Annotated in this window: 32 protein-coding genes and 1 riboswitch; of the genes, 24 read left to right on the top strand and 8 right to left on the bottom strand. The window is 65.2% G+C overall.

The genetic code is table 11. The features are described from left to right. The first annotated feature begins 83 nt into the window (after positions 1-83). From R3355_RS19565 to R3355_RS19550, 4 genes are read left to right on the top strand one after another with little or no spacing between them, the layout of a single operon-like run. Positions 84-1,472, top strand: a complete 1,389-nt coding sequence (locus R3355_RS19565) for an MFS transporter (protein ID WP_318948587.1) — start codon at positions 84-86, stop codon at positions 1,470-1,472. 18 nt (positions 1,473-1,490) lie between these two features. Continuing rightward, the gene (locus R3355_RS19560) at positions 1,491-1,985 is read left to right on the top strand and encodes a single-stranded DNA-binding protein (protein WP_318962694.1); all 495 of its coding nucleotides are present in this window, start codon (positions 1,491-1,493) and stop codon (positions 1,983-1,985) included. Between the two features lie 22 nt (positions 1,986-2,007). Further along, positions 2,008-2,892 carry a sugar nucleotide-binding protein gene (locus R3355_RS19555; protein ID WP_318962693.1) on the top strand — a complete coding sequence of 295 codons (885 nt, stop codon included), beginning with the start codon at positions 2,008-2,010 and terminating at the stop codon, positions 2,890-2,892. Then, complete coding sequence (locus tag R3355_RS19550) at positions 2,885-3,817, top strand: NAD-dependent epimerase/dehydratase family protein (protein ID WP_318962692.1); 933 nt, start codon at positions 2,885-2,887, stop codon at positions 3,815-3,817. Before R3355_RS19555 ends, R3355_RS19550 begins: the two co-directional genes overlap by 8 nt. A 58-nt stretch (positions 3,818-3,875) precedes the next feature. Here R3355_RS19550 and R3355_RS19545 read toward each other — a convergent pair whose 3' ends face one another. After that, positions 3,876-4,544: an OmpW/AlkL family protein gene (locus R3355_RS19545; protein WP_318962691.1), complete on the bottom strand. Its 669-nt coding sequence runs from the start codon at positions 4,542-4,544 to the stop codon at positions 3,876-3,878. A gap of 616 nt (positions 4,545-5,160) precedes the next feature. On the opposite strand from R3355_RS19545, the gene R3355_RS19540 reads away from it, so the two are divergent. The 6 genes from R3355_RS19540 to R3355_RS19515 are packed head-to-tail and all read left to right on the top strand — an operon-like array spanning position 5,161 to position 10,024. Further along, positions 5,161-5,934: a DUF3450 domain-containing protein gene (locus R3355_RS19540; RefSeq protein ID WP_318962690.1), complete on the top strand. Its 774-nt coding sequence runs from the start codon at positions 5,161-5,163 to the stop codon at positions 5,932-5,934. Further along, positions 5,931-7,280, top strand: a complete 1,350-nt coding sequence (locus R3355_RS19535) for a MotA/TolQ/ExbB proton channel family protein (RefSeq protein ID WP_318962689.1) — start codon at positions 5,931-5,933, stop codon at positions 7,278-7,280. Before R3355_RS19540 ends, R3355_RS19535 begins: the two co-directional genes overlap by 4 nt. 55 nt (positions 7,281-7,335) lie before the next feature. After that, complete coding sequence (locus tag R3355_RS19530; protein WP_318962719.1) at positions 7,336-7,821, top strand: MotA/TolQ/ExbB proton channel family protein; 486 nt, start codon at positions 7,336-7,338, stop codon at positions 7,819-7,821. Positions 7,822-7,831: 10 nt separating this feature from the next. Next, positions 7,832-8,242 (top strand): biopolymer transporter ExbD, encoded by a 411-nt coding sequence (locus R3355_RS19525; RefSeq protein ID WP_318948580.1) that lies wholly within the window; start codon positions 7,832-7,834, stop codon positions 8,240-8,242. Beyond that, entirely contained in the window at positions 8,242-8,925 is a 684-nt protein-coding gene (locus R3355_RS19520; protein WP_318962688.1) for a TonB family protein, read from the top strand. Before R3355_RS19525 ends, R3355_RS19520 begins: the two co-directional genes overlap by 1 nt. A gap of 1 nt (position 8,926) precedes the next feature. After that, a complete protein-coding gene (locus tag R3355_RS19515) occupies positions 8,927-10,024 on the top strand; it encodes a hypothetical protein (protein WP_318962687.1) in 1,098 nt (365 codons plus the stop codon). A gap of 166 nt (positions 10,025-10,190) precedes the next feature. Here R3355_RS19515 and R3355_RS19510 read toward each other — a convergent pair whose 3' ends face one another. The 4 genes from R3355_RS19510 to R3355_RS19495 form a co-directional block, all read right to left on the bottom strand. Beyond that, on the bottom strand, positions 10,191-10,712 hold the full coding sequence (locus tag R3355_RS19510; RefSeq protein ID WP_318962686.1) for a DUF3299 domain-containing protein: 522 nt from the start codon (positions 10,710-10,712) through the stop codon (positions 10,191-10,193). A gap of 254 nt (positions 10,713-10,966) precedes the next feature. Continuing rightward, positions 10,967-12,232: an ABC transporter permease gene (locus tag R3355_RS19505; protein WP_318962685.1), complete on the bottom strand. Its 1,266-nt coding sequence runs from the start codon at positions 12,230-12,232 to the stop codon at positions 10,967-10,969. 2 nt (positions 12,233-12,234) lie between these two features. Beyond that, entirely contained in the window at positions 12,235-12,945 is a 711-nt protein-coding gene (locus tag R3355_RS19500) for an ABC transporter ATP-binding protein (RefSeq protein WP_318962684.1), read from the bottom strand. 64 nt (positions 12,946-13,009) lie between these two features. Further along, the gene (locus tag R3355_RS19495; protein ID WP_318962683.1) at positions 13,010-13,594 is read right to left on the bottom strand and encodes a DUF2796 domain-containing protein; all 585 of its coding nucleotides are present in this window, start codon (positions 13,592-13,594) and stop codon (positions 13,010-13,012) included. A gap of 128 nt (positions 13,595-13,722) precedes the next feature. On the opposite strand from R3355_RS19495, the gene R3355_RS19490 reads away from it, so the two are divergent. Then, the gene (locus R3355_RS19490; protein ID WP_318962682.1) at positions 13,723-14,064 is read left to right on the top strand and encodes a hypothetical protein; all 342 of its coding nucleotides are present in this window, start codon (positions 13,723-13,725) and stop codon (positions 14,062-14,064) included. A gap of 149 nt (positions 14,065-14,213) precedes the next feature. Here the strand turns inward: R3355_RS19490 and trxA are convergent, their stop codons facing one another. From trxA to R3355_RS19475, 3 genes are all read right to left on the bottom strand, one after another. After that, positions 14,214-15,086 carry a thioredoxin gene (gene trxA / locus R3355_RS19485; protein ID WP_318962681.1) on the bottom strand — a complete coding sequence of 291 codons (873 nt, stop codon included), beginning with the start codon at positions 15,084-15,086 and terminating at the stop codon, positions 14,214-14,216. A gap of 72 nt (positions 15,087-15,158) precedes the next feature. Next, on the bottom strand, positions 15,159-15,815 hold the full coding sequence (locus tag R3355_RS19480; RefSeq protein ID WP_318962680.1) for a class I SAM-dependent methyltransferase: 657 nt from the start codon (positions 15,813-15,815) through the stop codon (positions 15,159-15,161). Beyond that, positions 15,812-16,255 carry a hypothetical protein gene (locus tag R3355_RS19475; protein ID WP_318962679.1) on the bottom strand — a complete coding sequence of 148 codons (444 nt, stop codon included), beginning with the start codon at positions 16,253-16,255 and terminating at the stop codon, positions 15,812-15,814. The genes R3355_RS19480 and R3355_RS19475 overlap by 4 nt, the downstream gene beginning before the upstream one ends. 151 nt (positions 16,256-16,406) lie before the next feature. Between R3355_RS19475 and nrdR the strand changes: the two genes are divergently transcribed. From nrdR to R3355_RS19410, 13 genes are all read left to right on the top strand, one after another. Further along, positions 16,407-16,874: a transcriptional regulator NrdR gene (nrdR, locus tag R3355_RS19470; protein WP_172149991.1), complete on the top strand. Its 468-nt coding sequence runs from the start codon at positions 16,407-16,409 to the stop codon at positions 16,872-16,874. Further along, positions 16,871-17,989, top strand: a complete 1,119-nt coding sequence (gene ribD, locus R3355_RS19465) for a bifunctional diaminohydroxyphosphoribosylaminopyrimidine deaminase/5-amino-6-(5-phosphoribosylamino)uracil reductase RibD (RefSeq protein ID WP_318962678.1) — start codon at positions 16,871-16,873, stop codon at positions 17,987-17,989. Before nrdR ends, ribD begins: the two co-directional genes overlap by 4 nt. A gap of 224 nt (positions 17,990-18,213) precedes the next feature. Next, positions 18,214-18,374: riboswitch (FMN riboswitch) on the top strand. 121 nt (positions 18,375-18,495) lie between these two features. Next, complete coding sequence (locus R3355_RS19460; RefSeq protein WP_318962677.1) at positions 18,496-19,158, top strand: riboflavin synthase; 663 nt, start codon at positions 18,496-18,498, stop codon at positions 19,156-19,158. Positions 19,159-19,170: 12 nt separating this feature from the next. After that, positions 19,171-20,265 (top strand): bifunctional 3,4-dihydroxy-2-butanone-4-phosphate synthase/GTP cyclohydrolase II, encoded by a 1,095-nt coding sequence (gene ribBA, locus R3355_RS19455; protein ID WP_318951487.1) that lies wholly within the window; start codon positions 19,171-19,173, stop codon positions 20,263-20,265. 185 nt (positions 20,266-20,450) lie between these two features. After that, complete coding sequence (gene ribE, locus R3355_RS19450; protein ID WP_079204576.1) at positions 20,451-20,927, top strand: 6,7-dimethyl-8-ribityllumazine synthase; 477 nt, start codon at positions 20,451-20,453, stop codon at positions 20,925-20,927. Continuing rightward, positions 20,924-21,421, top strand: a complete 498-nt coding sequence (nusB, locus tag R3355_RS19445) for a transcription antitermination factor NusB (protein WP_413243544.1) — start codon at positions 20,924-20,926, stop codon at positions 21,419-21,421. The genes ribE and nusB overlap by 4 nt, the downstream gene beginning before the upstream one ends. Before the next feature lie 101 nt (positions 21,422-21,522). Then, positions 21,523-22,491 carry a thiamine-phosphate kinase gene (gene thiL, locus R3355_RS19440; protein WP_318962717.1) on the top strand — a complete coding sequence of 323 codons (969 nt, stop codon included), beginning with the start codon at positions 21,523-21,525 and terminating at the stop codon, positions 22,489-22,491. Continuing rightward, complete coding sequence (locus R3355_RS19435; RefSeq protein ID WP_318949463.1) at positions 22,484-22,996, top strand: phosphatidylglycerophosphatase A; 513 nt, start codon at positions 22,484-22,486, stop codon at positions 22,994-22,996. The genes thiL and R3355_RS19435 overlap by 8 nt, the downstream gene beginning before the upstream one ends. A gap of 17 nt (positions 22,997-23,013) precedes the next feature. Beyond that, entirely contained in the window at positions 23,014-23,742 is a 729-nt protein-coding gene (locus tag R3355_RS19430) for an ABC transporter substrate-binding protein (RefSeq protein WP_318949464.1), read from the top strand. 17 nt (positions 23,743-23,759) lie between these two features. Then, positions 23,760-24,407, top strand: coding sequence for a TIGR02281 family clan AA aspartic protease (locus tag R3355_RS19425; protein WP_318962676.1), 648 nt, complete (start codon positions 23,760-23,762; stop codon positions 24,405-24,407). A gap of 152 nt (positions 24,408-24,559) precedes the next feature. Beyond that, positions 24,560-25,180 carry a GTP cyclohydrolase II gene (gene ribA / locus R3355_RS19420; protein WP_172150031.1) on the top strand — a complete coding sequence of 207 codons (621 nt, stop codon included), beginning with the start codon at positions 24,560-24,562 and terminating at the stop codon, positions 25,178-25,180. Continuing rightward, positions 25,177-25,593: an MFS transporter gene (locus R3355_RS19415; protein ID WP_318962675.1), complete on the top strand. Its 417-nt coding sequence runs from the start codon at positions 25,177-25,179 to the stop codon at positions 25,591-25,593. Before ribA ends, R3355_RS19415 begins: the two co-directional genes overlap by 4 nt. Further along, positions 25,593-26,390: a cobalamin-binding protein gene (locus R3355_RS19410; protein WP_318962674.1), complete on the top strand. Its 798-nt coding sequence runs from the start codon at positions 25,593-25,595 to the stop codon at positions 26,388-26,390. The genes R3355_RS19415 and R3355_RS19410 overlap by 1 nt, the downstream gene beginning before the upstream one ends. Positions 26,391-26,473 lie beyond the last annotated feature (83 nt).

Here is a 26,473-nt window from a genome sequence, read left to right as displayed (position 1 = left end):
GATGCAGCGCGGCAAAGCGTCACGGCTGTGCCGCGTCGAGCGGTGCTGCTAGAATCGCCGCCTATTTCGACAAGGCGTCTTCCATGCACGATCCCTACAGCGAACGCATGAGTGGCGGTGAAACCCGTGCGGTCGCCGGGCTGGCGCTGGTGTTTGCCTTCCGCATGCTCGGCATGTTCATGGTTCTGCCGGTACTGGCGACCTACGGCATGGAGTTGCGCGGCAGTACTCCGGCATTGATTGGCTTGGCCATCGGCGCCTACGGCCTGACCCAGGCAATGCTGCAGATACCCTTCGGCATGCTCAGCGACCGTATCGGCCGGCGCCCGGTGATCTATGCCGGGCTGCTGATTTTCGCCGCCGGCAGCCTGCTGGCCGCCAATGCCGACTCGATCTGGGGGGTGATCGCCGGCCGTGTGCTGCAGGGCGCCGGGGCGATTTCCGCCGCGGTGATGGCGCTGCTCTCCGATCTGACCCGCGAACAGCACCGAACCAAGGCCATGGCCATGATCGGCATGAGCATCGGTCTGTCCTTCGCCGTGGCCATGGTGGTCGGCCCGTTGCTGACCCGCGCCTTTGGCTTGTCCGGTTTGTTCATGGCCACCGCTGCCATGGCTTTGCTTGGCATCGTCATCGTCGCCGGGGTGGTGCCGCGTGCGGCCGGGCCGCTGCAGCACCGCGAGTCCGGCGTCGCCCAGCAGGCGTTGTTGCCGACCTTGCAGCATGTCGACCTGTTGCGCCTGGACTTCGGCATCCTGGCCCTGCACGCGATTCTGATGGCCAGCTTCATCGCCTTGCCGCTGGCGCTGGTGGAGCAGGGCGGGCTGCCCAAGGAAGAGCACTGGTGGGTCTACCTGACCGCGCTGCTGATCGGCTTCTTCGGCATGCTGCCGTTCATCATCTATGGCGAAAAGCAGCGGCGCATGAAGCGCGTGCTGCTCGGTGCGGTAGCGGTGCTGTTGGCCTGTGAGCTGTACTTCTGGCTGTTCGGCAGCAGCCTGCGCGCCCTGGTGCTGGGTACCGTGGTGTTTTTTACCGCGTTCAACCTGCTCGAGGCGTCGCTGCCGTCACTGATCAGCAAGGTTGCGCCTGCCGGCGGCAAGGGCACGGCGATGGGGGTGTATTCGACCAGTCAGTTTCTCGGCGCGGCCCTGGGCGGCATTGTCGGTGGCTGGCTGTACCAGCATTACGGCCTGTCGGGAGTGTTCCTCGGTTGCGCGGCCATGGCTCTTCTCTGGCTAGGCTTTGCTGTTACTATGCGCGAACCGCCTTATGTCACCAGCCTGCGCTTGCCGCTTTCAGTCGCGGCATTGCACGAAGTGGGATTGGCCGAGCGTTTACAGGCTGTGCCCGGAGTGGCGGATGCCGTGGTGGTGCGTGAAGAAGCCGCCATCTATATCAAAGTGGATACCCAACAATTGGATCGCATGTCCCTCGAGCGCCTGATCGAAGCGGCGCCGGCGACGTGCTGAAAGCTCTAGGAGAAAGTTATGGCCCGTGGGGTTAACAAAGTCATTCTGGTCGGTACCTGCGGACAGGATCCGGAAACGCGCTATCTGCCCAGCGGCAACGCAGTCACCAACCTGAGCCTGGCCACCAGCGAACAGTGGACCGACAAGCAGACCGGGCAGAAGGTCGAGAAGACCGAGTGGCACCGTGTCTCGCTGTTCGGCAAGGTCGCCGAAATCGCCGGTGAATACCTGCGCAAGGGTTCGCAGGTGTATATCGAAGGCAAGCTGCAGACCCGCGAGTGGGAAAAGGACGGCATCAAGCGTTATACCACCGAGATCGTCGTCGACATGCAGGGCACCATGCAGCTGCTCGGTGGCCGTCCGGACAACGCCGGTGGCGGTCAGCAGCGCCAGGCGCCGCAACGTGAACCGCAGCGCGAACAGCAGCAGGCGCCGCGTCCGGCTCCGGCTCCGCAGCCGCAGGCCAAACCGGCGCAGGATTTCGACAGCTTCGACGACGACATCCCGTTCTGATTAACTGAGTCCGCGTTCTATCATGCGTATGCGTCTGATGCTGCTGGGCGGCGGCAATGCCCTGGGGCAAGCGCTGATCCGTCTCGGCGCCGAGGAGGATATCGGTTTCCTCGCGCCGCGCCCGCCGGAAACCGGCTGGGATACTGCCAGCCTGACTCAGCTGCTGGACGACACCCGCCCCGATGCCTTGATCAACCTTGCTTACTACTTCGACTGGTTTCAGGCCGAAGAGGTGAGCGAGGCGCGTCTTGCTGCCCAGGAACAGGCGGTCGAGCGGCTTGCCGAACTTTGTCAGCATCATGAAATTCGTCTTCTGCAGCCGTCCAGCTACCGGGTCTTCGATGGTTCGCGGGTGACCGCCTACAGCGAAAAGGAAGAGCCAGTGCCTCTGGGCGTGCGTGGCCAGGCCTTGTGGCGGATCGAGCAGAGCGTGCGAGCGGTGTGCCCGCGGCATGTGTTGTTGCGCTTCGGCTGGTTACTGGATGAGAGCCCGGACGGCCGGCTCGGGCGATTCCTGGCGCGTGCCGAGCGCGATGAAAGTATCGCTCTCGCCGATGATCGGCGCGGCAACCCAACCCCGGTCGACGATGCCGCACGGGTGATCCTCGCCGTGCTCAAGCAACTCGACTGCCAGACGCCACTATGGGGCACCTTCCACTATGGCGGCCATGAAGCCACCACCTCGCTGGCATTGGGCCAGGCAGTGTTGAGCGAGGCGCGCAACTTCCGCAGCAATCTGCTCGAAGAGATCACGGCGCAGGCCCATGCCGCGCGCCCGGATGCCGCCGAGGAACCGCAACACGCGGTGCTGGCCTGCAAGAAAATCCTGCATACCTTCGGTATCAAGCCGCGCGCCTGGCGCTCCGGGTTGCCGAGCCTACTGGATCGTTACTACCGTCATGTCTGATGCACCTATTCTGATTACCGGTGGGGCCGGCTTCATCGGTTCGCACCTGGTCGATGCGCTAATGAGCCAAGGCCGTGCGGTGCGCGTGCTGGACAATCTGTCGATGGGCAAGCGCGCCAACCTGCCGCTGGACAACCCGCGCCTGCAGTTGTTCGAGGGCGATGTGGCCGATGCGGTCCTGGTCGGTCAGGCCGTGGCTGGTTGTGCGGCCGTGGTGCATTTGGCCGCGGTGGCCTCGGTGCAAGCCTCGGTGGACGACCCGGTGAGCACGCACCAGAGCAACTTCGTCGGCACCCTCAATGTCTGCGAGGCCATGCGTCTGCATGGGGTCAAGCGAGTGGTCTACGCCTCGAGTGCGGCGGTCTACGGCAACAATGGCGAAGGTCAGGCGATTGGCGAAGACACGCCCAAGGCGCCACTGACGCCCTACGCCGCGGACAAGCTGGCCAGTGAGCATTACCTGGATTTCTATCGCCGTCAGCACGGTCTGGAACCGGCGATTTTCCGTTTCTTCAATATTTTTGGCCCGCGCCAGGACCCTTCCTCGCCCTATTCCGGAGTGATCAGCATCTTCACTCAGCGGGCGCAGCAGGGCTTGCCGATCCGCGTGTTCGGCGATGGTGAGCAGACCCGCGATTTCTTCTACATCGGCGATCTGCTGGCGCTGCTGACCCAGGCGCTGGACATGCCCCAGGTGGTCGTGGGGGCGGTGAACGTCGGTTGGAATCAGGCCGTCAGCCTGAACCAGCTGTTGGCCGAGATTGGCAGTTTGTGTGGCGGCTTACCGGCTGTTGAGTATCAGGCGGCGCGGCCCGGCGATATTCGTCATTCGCGGGCAAATAACCAGCACTTGTTGGATTGCTATCAGCTGCCGCCTGCGACCCCGATACGTGAAGGTTTGCGCAGGTTACTGGCCCAGGGCTGATCTGCATCGACAAAAAAGCCGGCTCTCAGAGCCGGCTTTTTTATGGGGGCGGTTTGGCTTAGAACTTGTAGCCGAGGCCGACCATGTAGACCCAGGGATCGATATCCACATCGACCTTGACTTGGCCGGCGCCAGCCAGATCGGCGGTGGCTGTGGTGTCGATATCCAGGTACCAGACGGTGGCGTTGACCAGCAGGTTGTCGGTCAGCATGTAGTCGACACCGGCTTCCAGTGCCAGCCCCCAGGAATCGTCCAACTCCAGGTTGCTGAAACCCTGCCCTTCGCGCTGACTGGTCAGGTCTTCATCGAAGAAAGTTGTGTAGTTCAAGCCCGCGCCGACGTAGGGCTGCAGCCGCGACGACGCTGCCAGTGGGAAGTACTGCAGGCTGAGGGTCGGCGGCAGGTGTTTGATGTCTGCCAGCTTGCCGTCCAGTGCACCCAAGCCCTTGACGCCCACCTGGTGCTGGAATGGCGTGGCCGCCAGAAGGCCGATGCCGAGGTTGTCGGTCAGCATGAAGGTACCGGTCAGGCCCAGTTGGGTATCGCTGTCGACGGTCGCTTGACCACCGAGGGGGGCGCCGTTCAGCTTGAGGGCCGAGCTGTCTTCATGTGGGTCGACGGTGGCAGCACCGGCGCGAACGATGATATCGCCTGCCTCATAGGCCTGGGCAAGGGGGGCGGCCAATGCGGTGGCCAGGATGGAGAGAGCGAGCAGGGACTTGCGCATAGTGAGCTCCGGTCGAGTCATCAGTTGGTTGGGCTGGTGTCAATGTTAGGGGCCTAAGCAAATCGAGTTTTGACCCAGCTCAATGAATTGGTCTGGTGGCGACAGGCCATTGCGTTGTATTGGCCATCGTCAATGGGGTTCAGGCCTTGTGTTTGTTGCTTGCGGGGCGCGGCATGCGCCACCTGTGGCATTTGGCCGCACAGGCTGGCGTGTTGGCCGGCTCAGTCGTCACCATCCTCCTCATGCACTGGCCCGCTGTGCTCTTGCTTGTGCGCTTGGCGTGCGTCGCGTGCACCGCTCCGTGAGACGGCGATGTGCTCAAGAAATTTCGTACAAGTCGGGCAGGGAGGTTGCTGGATGATGCTAATGCAGTTGATAATGCTTATCTTTATCGGGTTGCTCTGCGTCAGACAATCGACCATTCCCTCTGGATCGAGGTGCCTGTCAGCAGCAGTAACATTTGACGCAAGCTGCGCCTGACTGAGCGAACCCCGCTGTAGATCGAGTGACTGGACGATGTTTGTCGAATATCGCCCAGCCTTGAAGTAGTTTTAGATTTAGAAAGGTTATAATGTTTCTTTTTTGTATAAGCCCGTCGCTCGAGGACTCACGTCGCATGAATCTGCCCCCCCTGCGTTTGCTGGCCGCCGCTCTATTGCTAAGCAGTACACCATTGCTGGCCGCGCCACTGGATGCCGCGCTGGATGAGAGTCAGCGCCTGGCCGCCGACGCCAAGGCGTCCCAGGCGCGTATCGAACAGCTCGACGATGCCAGTCGCGAGATGCTCGGTGAGTACCGCAATGCCCTGCAGCAGGCCGAAGCGCTGAAAGGCTATAACCAGCAACTGCAAGAGCTGGTCGTCGCTCAGCGTCAGGAGCTGGCGGGGTACCAGGAACAGCTGGACGGCATCGAACGCACCCAGGAAGCGGTGACACCACAGATGCGTCGGATGGTCGAGGTGCTCGGCGAATTCATAGCCGCCGACCTGCCGTTCCTGCCGGATGAGCGCAGCGAGCGCCTGGCGCAGTTGCAGGATCTGTTGCCGCGTGCCGATGTCAGTCTGGCGGAAAAATACCGCCGTATCCTCGAGGCCTATCAGGTCGAGAGCGACTACGGCCGCACTCTCGAGGCCTGGCGTGGCGAGCTGCCGGTCGACGGCGCCGCGTCACGCAGCGTCGAGTTTCTCCGTCTCGGCCGGGTGATGCTTTACTACCAGACCCTCGACGGCCACGAGAGTGGCTGGTGGAACCCGCAAAGCCGCAGTTGGGAAACGCTCGATGGCAGTGCCCGGCGGCCATTGCATCAGGCCATTGCCATTGCTCGTCAGGAACAGGCTCCGGCCCTGCTCGATCTCCCCGTGCAAACCCTGACCCAGGAGGCCAAGCAATGAGCCGTCGTGTCCTCGCCATCTTGACCTTGGCGCTGCTGCCGGCAATTGCCAGTGCCGCCGCCCCGCTCAGTCCGGATCAACTGCTGCAGCGCATTCGCAGCGAACGCGCCGCCGAAGTCACGGCCATGCACAGTCGCGAGCAGGCGTTTGTCGCCGAGCGTGGCGAGCGGGCGCAGTTGCTCGCCGGCGCGCGGGCTGCCTTGCAGACCCAAAAGGCCCAGGCCGAGCGCTTGAAAGCCGAATTCGACCGTCAGGAGGCCGAACTGGCCGAGCAGGAAAAACTCCTCGGCCAGCGCGTCGGTCATCTGGGCGAGTTGTTCGGTGTGGTTCGCCAGAGCGCCGGCGATGTCGCCGGGCAATGGCAGGACAGCCTGCTCAATGCGCAGTATCCCGAGCGTTTGCAGCGCCTCAAGGCGCTGGCCGAGAGTCGCACCTTGCCGTCCGCCGCGGATCTCGATGGCTATTGGATGCTGCTGCTGGAAGACCTGACCGCCAGCGGCCGGGTCGAGCAGTTGCAATTGCCGGTGGTGGCCGCCGATGGCAACCGTAGCGAGCAGTCGGTGCTGCGCATCGGGGCTTTCTCGGCCTATAGCGCGGACGCCTATTTGCGTTACGACGCCGATGCCGGCGAGTTGCTCGCACCGCCGCGACAGCCGTCCGGGTTGGGCCAGGTCGAGGATTACCTGCAGGGTGGCGCAGCGCTCGCCAGCCTGCCCATCGACCCCAGTCGTGGCACGTTGTTAGCGCAACTGCAGCGGCAGCCGACCCTGTGGGATCGCCTGCAACAGGGCGGCCTGGTTGGCTGGGTGATAGTCGCATTGGGCGTGGTGGGTCTGCTTCTGGCTATCTGGCGCATGCTTCATCTGGCACGGGTCGGGCGTGGGGTGAGCGCGCAGATGCATGATCTCAGCGCGCCGCGTGACGATAATCCGCTGGGCCGGGTGATCGGCGTGCTGGGGCCGCGGCCGCAGCTGTCCGATCTGGAGACCCTGGAGCTGAAGCTCGACGAGGCGATCCTGCAGGAAACCCCGCCGCTGGAGAAAGGCCAGAGCTTGCTCAAGCTGCTCTGCGCGGTGGCGCCGCTGCTCGGTCTGCTCGGCACCGTGACCGGCATGATCGTCACCTTCCAGGCCATTACCCAGGGCGGTGGCGGCGATTCGCGGCTGATGGCCGACGGCATTTCCCAGGCCCTGGTCACCACGGTGCTGGGCCTGGTGGTGGCGATTCCGCTGCTGTTCCTGCACAGCCTGCTGGCCAGTCGCAGCAAGAGCCTGATCCAGTTGCTCGAGCAGCAAAGTGCCGGCTTGATCGCCCTGCACCTGTCCGGGACGCCGCGTCGTGACTGATTGGCTCGGCTTATGGCTGCGCCTGGTCGACAGCAGCTATGCGCTGCTCGACTTCATGAGCGCCGGCGGCGTGGTGATGTGGGCACTGGCCGGACTCTGCGTGGTGTTCTGGACCCTGGTGTTCGAGCGCTTCTGGTATGTGCGCCGGGTCTTCCCGCAGTGGGGGCGCGAGCGGCGCAAGGCCTGGCAGCAAGTGCTGCAGGACGACAACGGCAGCTGGCAACGGGCGGTGCGTGCCGCCTGGCTGGCGCAGGCGCGGCAACGCCTGCTCGGCCCGCTGCGGCTGAGCAAGACCCTGGTGGCGATGTACCCGCTGCTCGGCTTGCTCGGCACCGTCAGCGGCATGGTCGCGGTGTTCGACGTGCTCGCCATCAACGGCACCGGCAACCCGCGCGGCATGGCCGCCGGCGTCTGGCAGGCGACCCTGCCGACCATGGCCGGCATGGTCCTGGCAATTACCGGATTGTTCAGCCTGGCACGCCTCGAACGCGATGCGCGCCGGGCCCTCGAGCGGCTGGCCGACCAGCTGCGTCACGACTGAGGCTGTAAAAATGCGAATGCGCCGACACCACCAGCAAGACGAAGACACCGGCATCGACCTGACGCCGATGCTTGACGTGGTTTTCATCATGCTGATCTTCTTTATCGTCACCAGCTCCTTCATCAAGGAGTCCGGCGTCGAAGTGCAGCGTCCCCAGGCGGAGACTGCCAACCCGCAGGACAAGGGCAATATCCTCATCGCCGTGACCGCCGATGGTCAGGTGTGGATGGACAAGAAAGTCGTCGACGTGCGCAGCGTGCGCGCCCATGTCGAGCGCATGCGCGTCGACCAGCCGGACGGCGCGGTGGTGGTGCAGGCCGATCAGGATGCGCGTACCGGCCTGGTGGTCCAGGTGATGGATCAGGCGCGTCTGGCCGGGGTGCAGGATGTCGCCCTGGCCGCCACTTCGGGAGCGCTTTGATGCGTGTGCCGTTGGCCTTTCTCGGCGCCTGCCTGATGGCCTTGGCGCTGTTCGCCTTGATGCTGTACATGGTCGCGCCGCCGCGCAGCCAGCCCTCGGATGAGCCGGTAACGGTGGCCAGCTTCGTGCGCCTCGATGGCAATGCCAGCGACACCGCGACGCGCACCCGCCAGCAGGCGCCGCAGCCTCCGCAGCCACAAACCCCGCAGCCGCCGACACCGCCCACGCCGGTAGCCGCCACGCCGAGTGCCACGCTGCCGGCACTGGATCTGCAATTGCCGAGTCTGAGTAGCGGCATCGCCGTCAACAGTGCGCCAACCCCGAGCCTCAGTGGTCTGAGCGCCGGCGCCGCCGCGCCCAGCGCGCCGGCGCCAAGCGAGTCCGCCGGCCAGACCGGCGGCCCGGAAAGCGAGGTGATGCCGCTCAACGATGTCAGTCCGGACTATCCGCGCTACGCCTTGCAGCGCGGTATCGAAGGGCACGTCAAGCTGGCGTTTACCATCACCCGCGCCGGCGCGGTGGAGAATATCCGGGTGATCGAAGCCAGCCCGCAGAATGTGTTCGAGCGCGAAGCGCGCCGCGCCGCCGTACGCTGGCGCTTTGCCCCACGGACCGAGAGCGGTCTGGCGGTGGCCCGCGAAGCGGTGAAAACCCTGTACTTCCGTCTTGAGGGAGGTCGCTGAGATGCAGCGTTTATTGCTGTTATGGATTCTGTGCACGGCGGCTGCCGTGCAGGCTGCCGGGCAAAGCGTCGAGCCGGGCGTATTTCGTGCCCTGAATGCGGCCCAGGAGGCGCAGCAGCAGGGCGACTATGCCGCGGCCAGGCGGGCGCTGGATGCGGCCAAGGCCAAGCCGGACAGTCTGGAACAGGCCTTGCTGTGGCGCAGTCGCGGCTACCTGGCCTGGGCCGAAGGGCAGAACGCCAAGGCCATCGAGCTGCTCGGCAAGGCGTTGAGCAGCGGCAAGCTGGACGCCGAGTTGCAGGCCGGCGAGCAACTCAACCTGGCCCGGCTCAACCTGGCCGAACGTCGCTACGCCCGGGTTGTCAGCCTGCTGGCGCCGCAGCAGGCGACGGCCGCTGAAGAGGTCCTGCAGATGCTGGTGCAGGCCTTCCAGGGGCTGGGTCAACCGGCCAAGGCGCTGCCGCTGGCCGAGCGCTATGTGCAGGCCAATCCGCAGGCAGGCGACAGCTGGTTGCAGTTTCTCGTCGCGGTGAATGCCGACCTCAAACGCTATCCGGCGGCCGAGCGCTGGCAGCGTCGGCTGCTCGGCCGTCAGCCCGATCGAGCCCAGGGCTGGCGGCAACTGGCCGCCCTGCAGCAACTGAGCGGCAGTCACGACAAGGCGTTGGCCACCCTGCGCACCGCGCACAGCAAGGGTCTGCGTTTCAATGAAAGTGAGCTGGACAACCTGGTGCTGCTGGCCGGCGCGGCCGAGCAGCCCTGGCAAGGCGCCAAGCTGCTCAGCGGCCTGCTCGATCAGGGTCTGCTGGCGCGTACCGCTGCCCGCGAAGAGCGCCTGGCCCTGCTCTGGTGGCAGGCCCGCGAGCGCGCTGCGGCGGCGCGCATCTACCGCGAACTGGCGGGGCGTTCGGGCAGTGCCAAGCATTGGCTGAACCTGGCCCAGCTGGAGCTGGAGCAGGCCCGCTGGCAGGCCGGCCTGGACGCATTGGCCAAGGCCGAGCGCGCCGGTGCCGAGCGCAGCAAGGTGCGCGCCTGGCGCAACTGGGCGGAAAGCGAGCTGAGTTTCGAGCGGGAAAAACGCTTGGCCAGCGCCGGCTGAGGCCCGCTGCGGGTAACCGTAGGGTGCGCCGCGCGCACCGATTACAAGCTGGTGCGGCACGGCACACCCTACGGCCAGGAACCTGGGATACGCAGGTTCAGCGTAGGTGCGCCATGCGCATCGTTACCGGTCGGGGCGACACACCCTACGGTCAGTGTCGGCGCCGCTAGCTATCCGGCAGTTCGTAGGCGTAGATCTTGTCGGCCTGCATCTGATAGCCGGCATCGGCCAGTTCACTGCTGCTCTGTTCGACCTTCAGGGCGCCCTCGATCCAGAACGGCTGATAGAGTGCGTCCAGCAGCACGCCCAGTTCGGTGGTGACGTGCACGATCTGGTTCGACGGCGGTGGCGGTACATGGATGCAGGCGCCGAAGTAGGGCACCAGCAGGAACTCGGTGACGCGGCCTTCGTCGGTCACATCCAGCGGCACTATATAGCCGGGCAACTTGACCGCCTGACCGTCCAGTTCCTTGACCACGGGCGCGGCAGGCGATTGTTGTCCAGCGGCCGGGCCGGACTCGGACAGGGCATCGGCGAGTTGGGACAGGTCATGGATGGGCGCGGGCTCGACCACTTGCGGCGGCGCATCGGCCGGGACCATGTCCGACCAGGACAGCTCGCGCACCTCGGCGGCCGATAACGGCGCGGCCAGGGCGATAAGCACAGCAGCGAGCAGGGGGCGGAGCATGGTGCTACCTCGTATCGATAAAAGCGTCATAACAGGCCGTGTGAAAACTACTGTGCTCGGTTATTCGGCGTAAAAAAGAGGCTCGGGTGCGAGCCCAGTCGGAATGCTCATTTACAGCCAGTAAGCTCCGCTTGACTCGTTTCGCTCGCCCTTCGGGCCAGCCGTTGGCTGTTACTTCGCTGCGCTCGTGTCTCGCCTATTTTTGCCTTGCCTAACCTTTGCTCGCTACGTTTTCACACCCCCTGAACGCGGCGTTATAAACGAATCGACAGGCCATCGGCCAGTGACTGCCGATAGGCACGCCAGGCGGGCACACAGCCCATCAGGAGGGCGGCGCTCAGGATAGCGCCGAGCAGCGTCCACTCATAGGCCGTTGGCAGGTCAAGCGGCAGATACAGACCGTAGTTGGCCTGCACGTGACCCTGCGCCCCGGCGATGCCCAGATACAGCAGCAACAGGCCCAGCAGCACGCCGGCCAACGCCAGGGCAAAGGCTTCCAGGATCAGCAGGCTGGCAATATGCCAGGGCCGCGCGCCCACCGAGCGCAGGATCGCCATCTCCCGGCGGCGCTCGTTGAGGCTGGTGAGAATCGCCGTAAGCATGCCGATCAGCCCGGTCAACACCACGAACAGCGAGACCACGAACAGCGCCTTTTCCGCCGTCCCCATCAGGCTCCACAACTCCTGCAGGGCGACGCCGGGCAGGATCGCCAGCAGTGGCTCGCCACGGAACTCGTTGAGCTCGCGTTGCAGGCTGAAGGTGGCGATCTTGCTGTTGAGACCCAACAGAAAGGCGGTGATCTGTTTGGGCTGCAGTTCCATTGCGCGCGCTTGCTCGGCACTGACCACCCCGGCGCCGCGAGCCGGCATGCCGTTCTGCCAGTCGACATGCAGCGCTTCCATCCCGGTCAGGGAAATATGCAGGGTGCGGTCCACCGGGGTGCCGGTGCGCTCGAGGATGCCGACTACGCGGAAGGGCTTGTCGTCGTGCTTGAGCAGGCTGATGGTGGCCACGCCATGGGCCAGCACCAACTCTTCGCCGAGGCGGTAGTCCAGCGCCTTGGCCACTTCCGCGCCGAGCACCACCTCGAACGGATCATCGGCAAAGGCGCGGCCCTGGCTGATCTGCAGCGGCTGGCTGCGGGCATAGCGGTAGTGCTCGAAGTAGGCCGGGCTGGTGCCCATCACCCGGTAGCCGCGGTGCGAGTCGCCGAGGGAGATGGGAATCGCCCACTTGACCTGGCGGTGCTCGGCGAAGCGCTCGAAGCTGTCCCAGCGAATGTTGTTGGTCGCGTTGCCGATGCGGAACACCGAATACAGCAGCAGATTGACGCTGCCTGAGCGGGCACCGACGATCAGGTCGGTGCCGCTGATGGTATTGGCGAAGCTGGCGCGCGCCTCCGTGCGCACCCGCTCGACGGCCAGCAACAGGCAAACGGAAAGGGCGATGGCGAATACCGTGAGCAGCGCGGTGAAGCGGCGGTTGCCCAGGCTGGCCAGGGCCAGACGTAATAGGTACACCTTCAGGCCTCCGTCGGGGTGGCGGCGCGATTGAGTTCGGCCAGCGACAGGCTGCGGTCGAACAGGCGCGCCAGGCTCTGGTCGTGACTGACGAACAGCAGGCTGGCGCCGGCCTCGCGGCATTCGGCGAACAGTAGCTGGAGGAAGGCCTCGCGGGCATCGGCGTCCAGCGCCGAAGTCGGCTCGTCGGCGATCACCAGTTCCGGCTGGCCGATCAGGGCGCGGGCCGCGGCGACCCGTTGTTGCTGGCCGATGGACAGTTCATCGGCGCGGCGCTCGAGCAGTGTGGGTTCTTTCAGGCCGAGGTGGGCGAGCAGGGTGGCGGCGGCCTGGTCGATGCTGCCGTGGCGCTGGATGGCGCGGCTGGCGCGCAGCCTGGAGAAGTGGCAGGGCAACTCGACGTTCTCGCGCACCGAGAGAAACGGCAGCAGGTTGAACTGCTGGAAGATATAGCCGGTGTGGTCGACGCGAAAACGATCGCGGGCGCTGGCCGAGAGTGCGCTCAGTTCCTGGTCGAGCAGGCGAATGCTGCCGCGATTGGGCGTTTGCACACCGCCGAGCAGGCCGAGCAGGGTGGTCTTGCCGCTGCCGCTGGGGCCCTTGAGAAACAGGCTTTCGCCGCGCTGCAGGGTGAAGCTGGGAATGTCCAGCAGTTGCGCCTGGCCGGGCCAGGCGAAACCGAGGTTGGACAGGCTGATCAGGGCTGAACTCATGACAACGCGAAACTCATGATGAAGCGGCCGGGTTACCTCGGCCGTGCTACGGCGAATGGGCCGATTAAAAATTCAGCGAGGCGTTGGCGGGTGTCAACTCGACGCCTTGCTGGCCGCTGGGGCCGATCAGTTGTACCTGAATTTTCTCGGTGGCGGGGAAGCGCTTGAACAGTTCGCCCAGGTTCAATTGCTTCAATTCGCTCGGCTTTTTGCAGTCGAGCTGATAATGCGCATGGATTTCGCTGTGCTCGCTTTCGTCTTCATCGGAGTGCTGTCCATCGTGCGCGTGCTCATCATCTGCAAACAATGCGCTTTCCAGCTCCGCTTCGCTCAGCGTGCAGTCGCCGGCACTCAGGCCGAACAAGGCCTGCGGGTCTTGTAACTGGTTGCGCACCGCCGCGACCTTGGCTTTGTCGGCGGCGCTGTTGGCGGCATGTTCGAAACCCGCCAGGTTCATTGCCGGGCTTTCCAGCTGCAGCTCCAGGGCCTGACCATCGAGCACCACATTGAGCCGGGCGGCGCCATGCTCGTGGGCGTCGAGGCTGCCGTGTTCGGCGTGTTCGTCCGCATGGGCGTGTTGGTGCTCGTTGGCCTGGGCAATGGCCAGGGGCAGCAGGGCAAAAGGCAGGGCAAGCAGCAGGCGACGCATGGTGATCTCCGGTCGGGATTCAATTTACTTGTTACGTTATAACAACTTTTATATGCATCTGGCCAGCTCCGCTTGGCGGGCTGCGGCTGACGTGGGAGCATGCCTGTCGATTACTCGAGGGCAACAAGATGGTGCGAATCCGTGGACGGGTCGGCGATTGGCCGGTGGACCTGACAGTGGAACTGGACGCGCAGGACTGGGCGCAACTGGCGCAGCACATTGCGCCTGCTGCCGTTACCAGCGAGCCGGCAGCGGTCGCCACCGTCGTGGCAGCGGATGCGCTGTGGCAGACCACCTTGGACTTGCTGCGCCAGACCGGGCAGGTCGAAGGGCCGCAGCTGCTGGCCCAACTGGCGGCCTTGGCCGGCAGTGAGGCGGCGGCCAAACGCCTGCTGGTGCGCTTGCGCCATTGCGCCCAGGTGCGCATGGAAACCGCTGAGGATGCGCCTATCTATCACTGGGTCGGTTGACAAGTACCGATGGGGTGGCCGTACAGCGACAGGTTGTCCATCTCTGACCTGTCGCGGCTAAAGCAGAGTTGCCGCCCAGCCCCTCCCACAGGGCTGGCTGTGCTCGTGGGAGGGGCTTCAGCCGCGAGGCCCGACAGGCCCAGGTCTGTCTAGTAAATCGCCTGGTACAGCTTGCGCCGGTAGGCGGTCACCAGCGGGTCTTCGTTGCCGAGCAGGTCGAAGACCTGCAACAGGGTCTTGTGCGGCAGGCCGTCGGCGTAGGTGCGGTTGCGCGTGAATAGCTGCAGCAGGGCCTCCAGCGCCGGCTCGTATTGTTGGCGGGCCAGTTGCTGGATCGCCAGTTGGTAGGTGGCCTCATCGTCTGCACCGTTCTGCGCCAGGCGGGTTTTCAGGCTGGCGACGTCCGGCAGGTCCGCCGCCTGACCGAGGAAGGTCAGCTGCGCGCGGGCCCCGGCCAGGGCCTGCTTGTGTTCGTCACCCTTGACCGCATCGAGCACGCTTTGCGCTTCGTCCAGCTCGCCGCGTTCGGCCAGGCAGCGGGCATAGAGGATCAGCGCCAGGGCGTTTTCGTTGTCTTCGCCGAGCAACTGCTTGAGCAGGGCTTCGGCATCGCCGATGCGGCCTTCGGCGAACAGGGCCTGGGCCGCTTCCATGGGGTCGGCGGTGGCGGGTGTCGGCTCGGCCACGTGGGGCTTGAGCAGGTCGCGGATCGCCGACTCGGGCTGTGCGCCGGAGAAACCATCGACCGGCTGGCCGTTCTTGAACAACACCACGGTGGGCAGGCTGCGAATGCCGAAGCGCGCGACTATGTCCTGCTCTAGGTCGCAGTTGACCTTGGCCAGCAGCAGTTCGCCCTGATAGCCCTCGGTGATCTGCGCCAGCAGTGGCATCAGCGCCTTGCAGGGCGCGCACCACTCGGCCCAGAAGTCGACCAGCACCGGTTTGTGGAAGGAGTTCTCGATCACCAGCTGCTCGAATTGAGCGCTGCCGGATACGTCAAAAATATAAGAGGTGTCGCTCATGGTCGGTCTCGCTGGGCGAAAAATGGCTGTCACTATAAATGTGGGCGCCTGTTTGCGGAAACAAGGCGTGTTTTAGTCGCGCTGTGCGTGATACAGGCTGACCTGGCGAAATTCGGCGGGCTCGGCCAGGTCCGGCCAGGTGCAGGCGTCCATCACGCCAAGGCGCCGGTACAGCGGATGCTGGAAGTCGCGCACTCGCGAATCGGCCACCAGCGCCTGGCGGCCGCGGCTGAGGAACTGGTCGAGCAGCGGCAGGTTGGCGCGGTCGTAGAGCGCGTCGGCGACCAGGATCAGGTCGAAACGGTCGGCTTCCTGGAAGAAGTCCGCCGAGTAGCCCAGTTCCACCTGGTTGAGTGCGGCATTGGCCCGGCAGGCCTCGAGGGCTAGCGGGTCGAGGTCGCAGGCCACCACTTCGAGGGCGCCCGCCTTGGCCGCCGCAATTGCCGCGATGCCGGAGCCGGCACCGAAATCCAGTACGCGCTTGCCGCGCACCCACTGCGGGTGCTCGGCCAGCCAGCGCGCCAGGACCAGGCCGCTGGCCCAGCAGAAGCACCAGTAGGGCGGCTCCTCGAGAATGCGCCGGGTCTCCTCCGGGTTGAAGGCGCGCGCCATATTGGCGGCATCGATCAGCCAGAGTTTCAGCTCGGTAGCGGGCAGGGTGGCGACGGTCAGTTGCGCATCGCCGAGCAGTTCGTGCAGTGCCGTGTGCAAGCGAGCCGGTGGATTCATGGCGCGGGTACCAGTTGCAACTCGCCGAGTTGCTGGCTGTCGCTGTGGCGAATCGGTTGCGGCGGCAGGCGCAGGATCAGGCGGCCGGCTCGATTGACCCGGCCGCGCAGCTCGACCTGGACCCCAGGAATAAAGGCTTTCGGGTTGAAGGGCAGGCGAAAGGGCAGGGTCGCGCCGTTGCCGGTCAGCTGAATATTGCCCAACAGGCCCTGGGGCAGGCCGCGCGCATCGACCAGCAGCAGGGCCAGTTCGACTTCGCCATCCCTGGGGACGCCGAGCAGGCGGCCACTGAGTTCGCGCAGGTGTGCCGGCAGGGGGGCAGGCGCTGCCGCGATGCTTGCTTCCGGTGTCGGCTTGGTCGTGGGTTGGGGCGGCACGGCGGGGGCACCGGCGCAGGCCGCGAGCAGTCCGGCGAGGGTGGGTGGAGCGAGCAGTCGCATGACAATGTTCATCAAAGTGGTAGGCCTGAAAGAAGCGGTGTGCCGGGAAAGAGTAGCTGGGCGCGCGCCTGTATAGCGCAAAGTCCTCGGCTTGTCTTGCCCGCGGGATGCGCTACCATGGCGCTTTCCTGTTCAAGGTGGCTGCCCTCCTATGCACTGTCCCTTCTGCGGTGCCAACGACACCAAGGTCATCGATTCGCGCCTGGTCGCCGAGGGCGGGCAAGTGCGTCGTCGGCGCGAATGCCTGGCTTGCGAAGAGCGTTTCACCACCTTTGAAACCGCCGAGCTGGTGATGCCGCGGCTGATCAAGCAGGACGGCAGTCGCCAGCCGTTCGACGAAGACAAGCTGCGTGCCGGCATGCAGCGCGCCCTGGAGAAACGCCCGGTGAGCATCGAGCGTCTGGAGGCGGCGATTGCCCATATCAAGCACCAGCTGCGCGCCACCGGCGAGCGCGAGATCAAGTCGTTGGTGCTCGGCGAGCTGGTGATGAGCGAGTTGCAAAAACTCGATGAGGTCGCCTATATCCGCTTCGCCTCGGTCTACCGACGCTTCCAGGATCTCAACGAATTCCGCGAGGAAATCGACCGGCTGTCCCGCGAACCCGCGAAAGAGCAATGATGGGCTTCGATCATGCCTGCATGGCTCGCGCCCTGGAGCTGGCCCGCAAGGGCCTGTATTCGACTCACCCGAACCCGCGTGTCGGCTGCGTCATCGCCCGCGATGGGCAGGTCGTCGGCGAAGGCTGGCATGTGCGCACGGGTGAGCCGCACGCCGAGGTGCATGCGCTGCGCCAGGCCGGCGCGCAGGCGCGTGGCGCCACCGCCTATGTGACCCTGGAGCCCTGCAGTCATCATGGCCGTACTCCGCCGTGCGCCGATGCGCTGGTCGCCGCCGGCGTCGCGCGGGTGGTGGTGGCCATGCAGGATCCCAATCCGCAGGTCGCCGGCAATGGCCTGGCGCGCCTGATGCAGGCCGGGATTGCAGTGCAAAGTGGTGTGCTGGAAGCAGAAGCGCGGATGCTCAACGCCGGCTTCATCAAGCGCATGGAGCAGGGCTTGCCCTTCGTGCGGGTCAAGTTGGCAATGAGCCTGGACGGTCGCACCGCCATGGCCAGCGGCGAGAGCCAGTGGATTACCGGACCGGCTGCCCGTGCCGCGGTGCAGTGTTTGCGCGCCCGCGCCAGCGTGGTACTGACCGGTGCCGACACGGTGTTGGCGGACAACGCCCGCCTGACCGTGCGCCCCGATGAACTGGGCCTGGATGCCGAGCTGACGGCGCTGGCCATGACCCGACCACCCTTGCGGGTGCTGGTCGACGGACGCCTGCGGGTGCCGCTGGCTGCGCCTTTCTTTCAGGCTGGCGCGACGTTGGTGGCGACCTGCGCGGCCGCTACGGCGCGTGAACGCTACCTGGGTGCCGGTCACGAACTGCTGGCCGTGCCGGGCAGTAGCGGCCATGTCGATCTGCACAAACTGCTGACTGAACTGGCCGGGCGTGGCGCCAACGAAGTGCTGGTCGAGGCCGGGCCGCGCCTGGCCGGGGCCTTCACCCGCGAGGGCCTGGTCGATGAGTACCAGTTGTTCGTCGCGCCGAAGTTTCTCGGCTCCAGCGCGCGGCCCTTGCTCGAACTGCCGCTGGCACGCATGGCCGAGGCGCAGGCGCTGAAGATCGTCGAGATGCGCGCGGTCGGCGACGACTGGCGGATCATCGCGGTGCCGCAGCGCGAGGGCTGACGGTTGCGGGTGGGGTGGTGTAGGCGCGGCGGGGGCGGCCAGCCCATGCTCGCGAGCAACAAGAGCATCGCGGGCATGGCCCGCTCCTACGGGTGGCCAACCCCCTGTCGTAGGCCGGCATGCACGCTGTGGCATATCGGCCATCGGCCAGTACAAGCCGTCGCGCGGCGATGCAGTCGGGCGGCAATTATGGTAAAACGCGTCTCGGCCACCATTGGTGGCCGCAACGTTCTCAGGGCGGGGTGTGATTCCCCACCGGCGGTAATGATGCAGTGCATCTAGCCCGCGAGCGCTTGCCCGGGTTGCGTAAGCAGCCCGGGCAAGGACAGCAGACCCGGTGTGATTCCGGGGCCGACGGTATAGTCCGGATAAAGAGAGAGCGGGATTCCCTCCTCGGGCGCCCTGTGCGTACCCGTGAAATCCCTATCGATCGGCATTGCCCTGTTTTGACCAAACAGGAGTTCATTCATGCTGTTCAACATCATCACTCGCGTACCGGAGGACCCATGTTCACCGGCATAATCGAATCCATTGGCAGCATTCGTGCGCTGACGCCCAGGGGCGGCGACGTGCGTGTCCATGTGGCCACCGGTAAGCTCGACCTGGGCGACGTCAAGCTGGGCGACAGCATCGCGGTCAACGGCGTCTGCCTGACCGCGGTGGCGCTGCCCGGCGACGGTTTCTGGGCCGATGTCAGCCGCGAAACCCTGGCCCGCACTGCCTTTATCGACTTGAAGCCCGGCAGCCCGGTCAACCTGGAAAAGGCCCTGACGCCATCCAGTCGCCTCGGCGGCCATCTGGTCAGCGGCCATGTCGACGGTGTCGGTGAAGTCATCGCCCGCGCCGATAACGCCCGCGCCGTGCAATTCACCATCCGTGCGCCGCGCGAACTGGCCAAATACATCGCCCACAAGGGCTCGATCACCGTCGACGGCACCAGCCTGACCGTCAATGCGGTGAATGGCGCCGAATTCGAGCTGACCATAGTGCCGCATACCCTGGCGGAGACCATCATGGCCGACTATCGCCCCGGCAGTCAGGTCAACCTGGAAGTGGATCTGCTGGCGCGTTACCTGGAGCGTTTGCTGCTCGGCGACAAGGCCGCCGAGCCGAATGCCCCGGGCATGACGGAAAGTTTTCTGGCCGAACACGGCTACCTGAAGAATTAAGGAATCGCCAGCATGGCTCTCAACAGCATCGAAGAACTGATCGAAGACATCCGCGCCGGCAAGATGGTCATCCTCATGGATGACGAGGATCGCGAAAACGAAGGCGATCTGATCATCGCCTCCGAGTGCGTCAAGGCCGAGCACATCAACTTCATGGCACGTTTCGCCCGCGGCCTGATCTGCATGCCGATGACCCGCGAGCGCTGCGAACTGCTCAAGCTGCCGCTGATGGCGCCGCGCAACGGTTCCGGCTTCGGCACCAAGTTCACCGTCTCGATCGAGGCCGCCGTCGGGGTCACCACCGGTATCTCCGCCGCCGACCGCGCGCGCACCGTGCAGGCCGCCGCCGCCAGAAACGCGGTAGCCGACGATATTGTCAGTCCCGGTCATATCTTTCCGCTGATGGCCCAGCCCGGTGGTGTGCTGGCCCGGGCCGGACATACCGAAGCGGCCTGCGACCTGGCGCGCATGGGTGGCTTCGAGCCGAGCGGGGTGATCTGCGAGATCATGAACGACGACGGCACCATGTCCCGTCGCCCCGAGCTGGAAGAGTTCGCCGCCGAGCACGGCATCAAGATCGGCACCATCGCCGACCTGATCCACTACCGGCTGATCCATGAGCGCACCGTCGAGCGCGTCAGCGAGCAGGTGCTCGACAGCGAGCTGGGCCAGTTCAACCTGGTGACCTACCGCGATTCGGTGGAGAACGATGTGCACATGGCGCTGACCCTGGGCACCATCTGCGCGGATGAGCCGACCCTGGTGCGGGTGCACAACATGGACCCGCTGCGCGACCTGTTCATGGTCAACCAGCCCGGCCGCTGGAGCCTGCGTGCAGCCATGGCGCAAGTCGCCAAGGATGGTAGCGGCGTGGTGCTGCTGCTGGGCAACCCGCTGACCGGCCCGGACTTGCTGGCGCACCTGGAGCGGCAGTTGGGCGGCGAGGCGAAAGTGGCCAATCCGACCACCTACAGCACCGTCGGTGCCGGCTCGCAGATCCTCCGCGACCTCGGCGTGCGCAAGATGCGCCTGATGAGCTCGCCGATGAAGTTCAATGCGATATCCGGTTTCGACCTGGAAGTTGTAGAATACCTGCCCGCTGAATAACGATCGCCGCGCTACTGCGCTCGGACATGCTGCGTTGCAAACAGGTTCGGCTTGCTCATTTACTCCAGTAAACTGCGCAGCCTCGCCTGTTTCCGCCTTGTCTGTCCGGCGCTCGCTAGGCGCTGTTCCGTTGGACTATAGATTTTCTGCCCCCTGGCTCTTTAACGCTATATGAGAATTGTTTTATGACCCTGAAGACCATCGAAGGTACTTTCATCGCCCCCAAGGGCCGCTTCGCCCTGGTGGTCGGCCGCTTCAACAGCTTCGTTGTCGAAAGCCTGGTAAGCGGCGCCGTTGACACCCTGGTTCGCCATGGTGTGAGCGAAAGCGACATCACCATCATCCGCGCGCCGGGTGCCTTCGAGATCCCCCTGGTGGCACAGAAAATCGCCCAGCGTAGCGAGTTCGACGCGATCATCGCCCTCGGCGCGGTGATCCGTGGCGGCACGCCGCATTTCGAATACGTCGCCGGCGAATGCACCAAGGGCCTGGCCCAGGTGTCCATGGAGTTCGGCGTACCGGTGGCCTTCGGTGTGCTGACTGTCGACTCCATCGAGCAAGCCATCGAACGTTCCGGCACCAAGGCCGGCAACAAGGGTGCGGAAGCTGCACTGTCCGCCCTGGAAATGGTCAGCCTGCTGGCGCAGTTGGAGGCCAAGTGAGCCAGAACGACGGTAGCCCGCAAAAGCCGCAGCCAGCCAAGGGCCCGAAAGCGCCGAGTGGCAAGACCCTGGCGCGTCGTCAGGCGCGCACCCTGGCCATGCAGGCGCTGTACTCCTGGCACATGGCTGGTCAGCAGTTGAACGAGATCGAGGCGCAGTTTCGCGTCGATAACGATTTCAGCACGGTCGACGGCGCCTACTTCCACGAGATCCTGCACGGCGTGCCGCGGCAGAAAAGCGAGATCGACGGTGCCTTCGAGATCCTGCTGGATCGTCCGATCGCCGAGATCGACCCGGTCGAACTGTCGATTCTGCGGCTGTCCACCTACGAGCTGAAGAACCGCCTCGATGTGCCCTACCGGGTGGTGATCAACGAAGGCATCGAGTTGGCCAAGGTGTTCGGCGCCACCGACGGACACAAATTCGTCAACGGCGTGCTGGACAAGCTGGCGCCACGTCTGCGGGCGGACGAAGTCCGCGCCAACCGGCGCTGACAGCCTCTTGAACGGCTGCTGCGGGTTGCCTCCTCCAAGCCGGGTCGAGACCTGCCTGGTCGCGGCGTGTGACGCGGCGCACCTGGCAGGCGTTGCCGCCCGTGGGTGAGTTCGAGCTGATTCGTCGTTACTTCGCCGCGGCGGCCTGCGCACAGGCCGGCGCAGGTGTGGCGCTGGGCATCGGCGACGACTGCGCGCTACTGGAGCTGCCGGCTGGCGAACAGCTGGCGGTTTCCACCGACACCCTGGTTGCCGGGGTGCATTTCCCCGAGGCGGCCGATCCCTTTCTGCTGGCCCAGCGCGCGCTGGGCGTGTCGGTCAGCGACCTGGCCGCCATGGGCGCGACCCCCATCGGCTTCACCCTGGCCTTGACCCTGCCCGGCGCCGAACCGGCCTGGCTGCAAGCCTTCGCCCGTGGCCTCGATCGCATGGCGCAGGACTGCGCCGTGCGCCTGATCGGCGGCGATACCTCGCGCGGACCGCTGACGCTGACCCTGACCGTGTTCGGCCGGGTGCCCCGTGGCCTGGCGTTGACCCGGGCCGGCGCCCGGGTCGGCGATTTGCTCTGCGTGGGCGGTGAGCTGGGCGACGGCGCCGGTGCCTTGGCGCTGGTGCTCGGTCAGCGGCAAGCGCCGGCCGAGATTGCCGAGCCCCTGCTGGCGCGCTATTGGTCGCCGCGACCGCAGCTTGGCTTGGGCGTGGCGCTGCGCGGCAAGGCCACGGCGGCGCTGGACATCTCCGATGGCCTGCTGGCCGACTGTGGGCATATCGCCGTCGCCTCGGGCGTGGCGCTACTGATCGAGCAGGCGCGCCTGCCGTTGTCGCAGGCGCTGCTGGCCCTGCTCGGTGCCGCTGGCGCGCGTGACTGCGCACTGAGCGGTGGCGACGATTACCTGTTGGCCTTTACCCTGCCGGCCGAGCATCTCGCCGGCTTGCAGGCCCAGGGCTGGCCGGTGCATGTGATCGGTCGCGTCGCAGCCGGCTCGGGCGTACAACTGCTGGATCAACACGGTCAAGGCGTCACGCCGCAGGAGCGGGGCTATCAACATTTTGGGAGTGACGGTGACTGAACCGCTAAGCGTGCCGCCATCGGTATGGCGCAATCCGTGGCATTTCATCGCCTTCGGCTTCGGCTCGGGCACCTTGCCCAAAGCACCGGGCACCTGGGGCTCGCTGGTGGCGCTGCCGTTTATACCGCTGTGGCAGATGCTGCCGGACTGGGGCTACTGGCTGATGCTTGGCATCACCATGCTGTTCGGCTTCTGGCTGTGCGGCAAGGTGGCCGAAGACCTGCGCGTGCATGACCATGAAGGCATCGTCTGGGACGAAATGGTCGGCATGTGGATCACCCTGTGGCTGGTGCCGGAAGGCTGGGGCTGGCTGCTGGTGGGTTTCCTGCTGTTCCGCCTGTTCGACATCCTCAAGCCCTGGCCGATCAGCTGGATCGACCGGCATGTGCATGGCGGTGTCGGTATCATGCTCGACGATGTGCTGGCCGGGGTCTTCGCCTGGCTGGCCATGCAGTTGCTCGTGTGGGGCTGGGCCAGTGGTCTGGCCAGTGGGTTGGGCCTGTAAACGCAGCGAGATCGATCATGGCGAGATGCTGGTTGGCGATACTGCTGGGCGTGCTGGGCTGCTCATGCGCCCTGGCCGAGCCGGCTGCGCCGCAGGAAATCCGCCTGGCCAGCGAGGTCTGGCAAGGCCATACCCATGCCGACGGTAGTGGTCTGGCCTGGGATGTTCTGCGTCAGGTGTTCGGCCCCGAAGGCATCGAGCTGGTGATCCAGAGCGTGCCCTATACCCGCTCCATCGGCCTGGTGCAGCGCGGTGAAGCCGATGCCTGGGTCGGTTCCTACCGCAATGAGGTGGACGAGGGTGTGTTCTACCCGCGCTGGCATTACGACGTCGATCAGATCAGTGCGCTGGGCTCGGTCGATCAGCCGGTGCCGAGTCAGGCAACGCTTGGCGAGTTTCGTCTGGTGTGGATGCGTGGCTATGAATATCAGCGTTATTTGCCAAACCTGAAGCACTACCGGGAAATTCAGCGCCGCAGCGGTATTCTTCCCATGCTCGATTACGGTCATGCGGATTTCTACATCGATGCTCAGACCGAGGTCGATGAGGTGCTCGAGGGTGCAGCCGACCGGGCTCGCTATCGGGTCACCCGGTTGACCCGCTTGCCGCTGTATCTGGGCTTTGCCGATAATCCGCGTGGCCGGGCCTTGGCCCAGTTGTTCGATCGACGCATGACGCAGCTGGTCGAGCAGGGCAGTTTGCGCCCGCTGTTCGAGCGCCGGCAGCTGCCCTATCCCTTCGATTAACCGATTGTGAGAACCTGATGGGTGGACTGAAATTGTGGGTTGTCGTTGCGCTGCTGTTGGCCTGCGGACTGAGCTGGGCGGCGCCCCGGGTGCTGGTGGTCGGCCTGTTTCCCGGCGCCGCGGTGCTCAATGTCGACGGTCAGCGCAAGCTGGTGAAAGTCGGCCAGACTGGCCCCGGTGGCGTAGTTGTGGTCAGTGCCGACAGCCGCGGCGCCGTGCTGCGGGTGGATGGCGTGGAGCGCGCTTATACCCTGAGTCGCGAATACAGTAACGGCTTTGCCGAGCCGAGCATGCGTCAGTTGAGCATAGCCAAGGGCATTGGCGGGCACTATTGGGCCGCTGGTTCGGTGAATGGCCATCCGCTGCAGTTCCTGGTCGACACCGGCGCCACCTCGGTCGCCCTCAATGATGGTCACGCTCGCCGCCTGGGCATCGATTATCGGGTGGTCGGCCGGCCGCTGCAGGTCAGTACCGCCAGCGGCACCGTGCGTGGCTGGCGGGTCAACCTCAACAGCGTCAAGGTCGGCACTCTGGAGGTGCTGGGTGTCGAAGCGGTGGTGCTGGAGGGTGGCTCGCCCACCGAAGCGCTGCTCGGCATGAGCTTCCTCAGCCGGGTCGGCTGGCGGGTGGAGCAGGATCTGCTGGTGCTGGAATCCAAGCACTGACGGCAGGCATGCACCATAAGTCCGGCCTGCGATCCGCTAGTTGTGGCTTAGCCGATCCTTATCATCGGTAATTCAAGCTGACCTGCTGGCAGGGGCTGCTGTTACAATGCGCCCTCGCAAATTTCCAGCCCTTATCTATTTAGGAGCATCCGGTGTCTGTCGTGTTCGTCGCCGCCTCCCAGCTGCCTACCCCGTTCGGGGTGTTTACCATGCATGGCTTTCTCGAAACGGCCACGGGCAAGGAGCATGTTGCGCTGACCTTTGGCGATGTCGCCGATGGCGAGCCGGTGCTGGGGCGCCTGCATTCCGAGTGCCTGACCGGCGATGCGCTGTTCAGTCTGCGCTGTGACTGCGGCTTCCAGCTCGAAGCCGCGATGCGTGCGATTGCCGCCGAAGGGCGCGGCGTCCTGCTCTATCTGCGTCAGGAAGGCCGTGGCATTGGCCTGCTGAACAAGATCCGCGCCTATGAGCTGCAGGATGGCGGCGCCGATACGGTGGAGGCCAACGAACTCCTCGGTTTCGGTGCCGATCAGCGTGAATACGCGATCTGCCTGCCGATGCTCGAGCACCTGCACATCAAGGCCCTCAAATTGATGACCAACAACCCGCGCAAGGTCAAGGCGCTGGGCGATATGGGCATCAACGTGGCCACGCGCGTGCCGCTGCAGATCGACCATAACCCGCACAACAAGAAGTACCTGGCGACCAAGGCCGGCAAGCTCGGGCACATGCTCGGCAGCCTGCATCAGGGCGAGGTCGAGGAAAGCCTGTGACCCGTAGCGACGTGCGCCGTCGCCTGGCACTGACCTGGTGGTCGCAGCTGGCGGTGGCTCTGGCGCCGCTGTTTGTCCTCAATCTGCTATTCGGTGCCGATCAACAGGTCGGTGTGCTGAGCATGCCGCTGTTCATCGCCGGCCTGGCATCGATGTTCGTCAGCCTGCCGCTGTTCCATGCCTACAAGCACGCATTGATCGCCACCGGAAAGGCTCTCGACAGCCCTGCAGAGCCGGCCGCCTGGCTGGCCTTGGCCGCGCGGCGCCGGCTGGCCCTGCTCGGCGCCGGCCTGCCGGCCTGGATTGCCGCCATCGCGGTGTTCGCCGGGCTGGAGGCGATTCCGCTGATCCTCCTGGCGTTGTCCAGCGTCGTCCTGTTCTACCTCTACCGCATTCCCCGCCAGCTCGGCTGATGCTGCGTCTTTGCGCCTGTCTGCTCGCGTTGCTGGCCTGGCCGGCGAGCGCGGTCGAGCGGGTGATAAGCCTGGCGCCCTCCCTCAGCGAAATCGTCGTGGAGCTGGAGGCTGCCGATCTGCTGGTCGGCGTGCTGGATGGCGGCGAGCGGCCGGCGGCGCTGGCCCACCTGCCCTCGGTGGGGCGCTACGGCCAACTGGAAATGGAGAGCCTGCTCGAGCTGCAACCCGATCTGATCCTGTTGTGGCCGGACAGCATCAGCCGCGCCCAGCGCCAGCAGCTGGAGCGTTTCGGCATCCCGCTGCTGATCACCGAGCCGCACAATCTGGCGCATCTGGCCGAACAGTTCGCCGCCATCGGCACCCGCCTCGGCCGCCACGCGCAAGGGCAGGCGCTGCGCCGGCGCTTCAGCCGCCGTCTGGCCGAACTGAGCGCGCGCTACCGGCGTGAGCCGCCGCTGCGGGTGTTCTACCAGATATGGGACGTGCCGCTGTACACCATCGGTGGCCGGCAGATCATCAGCGATGCCTTGCGCGTGTGCGGTGGCGAGAACGTGTTTGCCGAGCTCGACCTGCCGGCGCCACAGGTCAGCGTGGAGGCGGTGCTGCAGCGTGATCCCGAGGTGATCCTCGGCGGCAGCGGCGCGCAGCTGGAGGCCTGGCGCATCTGGCCGCGCCTGACCGCGGTGGCGCGCGAGCAACTCTGGCTAGTACCGGACAAGGGCCTGGAGCGGCCCAGCTTCCAGATGCTGGAAGCCACCGAGCGCCTGTGCCAGCAGCTAGAGAAGGCGCGCTGAAGCCCCTCCCACGATTACGGTTCTCGGGCATTTCGTAGGAGCGGCGGGGCGCCTAGCCCATGCTCGCGATAGCGCGCGCCAGC

The organism is Pseudomonas sp. (assembly GCF_033723075.1).
Lineage (GTDB): Bacteria > Pseudomonadota > Gammaproteobacteria > Pseudomonadales > Pseudomonadaceae > Aquipseudomonas.
This window is presented reverse-complemented; position numbering and strand designations above follow the sequence as displayed.

Bases quoted from the DNA above. Each gene is read 5' to 3' on its own strand.
- R3355_RS19565 (WP_318948587.1), top strand. From the start codon at position 84: ATGCACGATCCCTACAGCGAACGCATGAGTGGCGGTGAAACCCGTGCG.
- R3355_RS19560 (WP_318962694.1), top strand. From the start codon at position 1,491: ATGGCCCGTGGGGTTAACAAAGTCATTCTGGTCGGTACCTGCGGACAG.
- R3355_RS19555 (WP_318962693.1), top strand. From the start codon at position 2,008: ATGCGTATGCGTCTGATGCTGCTGGGCGGCGGCAATGCCCTGGGGCAA.
- R3355_RS19550 (WP_318962692.1), top strand. From the start codon at position 2,885: ATGTCTGATGCACCTATTCTGATTACCGGTGGGGCCGGCTTCATCGGT.
- R3355_RS19545 (WP_318962691.1), bottom strand. From the start codon at position 4,544: ATGCGCAAGTCCCTGCTCGCTCTCTCCATCCTGGCCACCGCATTGGCC.
- R3355_RS19540 (WP_318962690.1), top strand. From the start codon at position 5,161: ATGAATCTGCCCCCCCTGCGTTTGCTGGCCGCCGCTCTATTGCTAAGC.
- R3355_RS19535 (WP_318962689.1), top strand. From the start codon at position 5,931: ATGAGCCGTCGTGTCCTCGCCATCTTGACCTTGGCGCTGCTGCCGGCA.
- R3355_RS19530 (WP_318962719.1), top strand. From the start codon at position 7,336: ATGAGCGCCGGCGGCGTGGTGATGTGGGCACTGGCCGGACTCTGCGTG.
- R3355_RS19525 (WP_318948580.1), top strand. From the start codon at position 7,832: ATGCGAATGCGCCGACACCACCAGCAAGACGAAGACACCGGCATCGAC.
- R3355_RS19520 (WP_318962688.1), top strand. From the start codon at position 8,242: ATGCGTGTGCCGTTGGCCTTTCTCGGCGCCTGCCTGATGGCCTTGGCG.
- R3355_RS19515 (WP_318962687.1), top strand. From the start codon at position 8,927: ATGCAGCGTTTATTGCTGTTATGGATTCTGTGCACGGCGGCTGCCGTG.
- R3355_RS19510 (WP_318962686.1), bottom strand. From the start codon at position 10,712: ATGCTCCGCCCCCTGCTCGCTGCTGTGCTTATCGCCCTGGCCGCGCCG.
- R3355_RS19500 (WP_318962684.1), bottom strand. From the start codon at position 12,945: ATGAGTTCAGCCCTGATCAGCCTGTCCAACCTCGGTTTCGCCTGGCCC.
- R3355_RS19495 (WP_318962683.1), bottom strand. From the start codon at position 13,594: ATGCGTCGCCTGCTGCTTGCCCTGCCTTTTGCCCTGCTGCCCCTGGCC.
- R3355_RS19490 (WP_318962682.1), top strand. From the start codon at position 13,723: ATGGTGCGAATCCGTGGACGGGTCGGCGATTGGCCGGTGGACCTGACA.
- trxA (WP_318962681.1), bottom strand. From the start codon at position 15,086: ATGAGCGACACCTCTTATATTTTTGACGTATCCGGCAGCGCTCAATTC.
- R3355_RS19480 (WP_318962680.1), bottom strand. From the start codon at position 15,815: ATGAATCCACCGGCTCGCTTGCACACGGCACTGCACGAACTGCTCGGC.
- R3355_RS19475 (WP_318962679.1), bottom strand. From the start codon at position 16,255: ATGCGACTGCTCGCTCCACCCACCCTCGCCGGACTGCTCGCGGCCTGC.
- nrdR (WP_172149991.1), top strand. From the start codon at position 16,407: ATGCACTGTCCCTTCTGCGGTGCCAACGACACCAAGGTCATCGATTCG.
- ribD (WP_318962678.1), top strand. From the start codon at position 16,871: ATGATGGGCTTCGATCATGCCTGCATGGCTCGCGCCCTGGAGCTGGCC.
- R3355_RS19460 (WP_318962677.1), top strand. From the start codon at position 18,496: ATGTTCACCGGCATAATCGAATCCATTGGCAGCATTCGTGCGCTGACG.
- ribBA (WP_318951487.1), top strand. From the start codon at position 19,171: ATGGCTCTCAACAGCATCGAAGAACTGATCGAAGACATCCGCGCCGGC.
- ribE (WP_079204576.1), top strand. From the start codon at position 20,451: ATGACCCTGAAGACCATCGAAGGTACTTTCATCGCCCCCAAGGGCCGC.
- R3355_RS19430 (WP_318949464.1), top strand. From the start codon at position 23,014: ATGGCGAGATGCTGGTTGGCGATACTGCTGGGCGTGCTGGGCTGCTCA.
- R3355_RS19425 (WP_318962676.1), top strand. From the start codon at position 23,760: ATGGGTGGACTGAAATTGTGGGTTGTCGTTGCGCTGCTGTTGGCCTGC.
- R3355_RS19410 (WP_318962674.1), top strand. From the start codon at position 25,593: ATGCTGCGTCTTTGCGCCTGTCTGCTCGCGTTGCTGGCCTGGCCGGCG.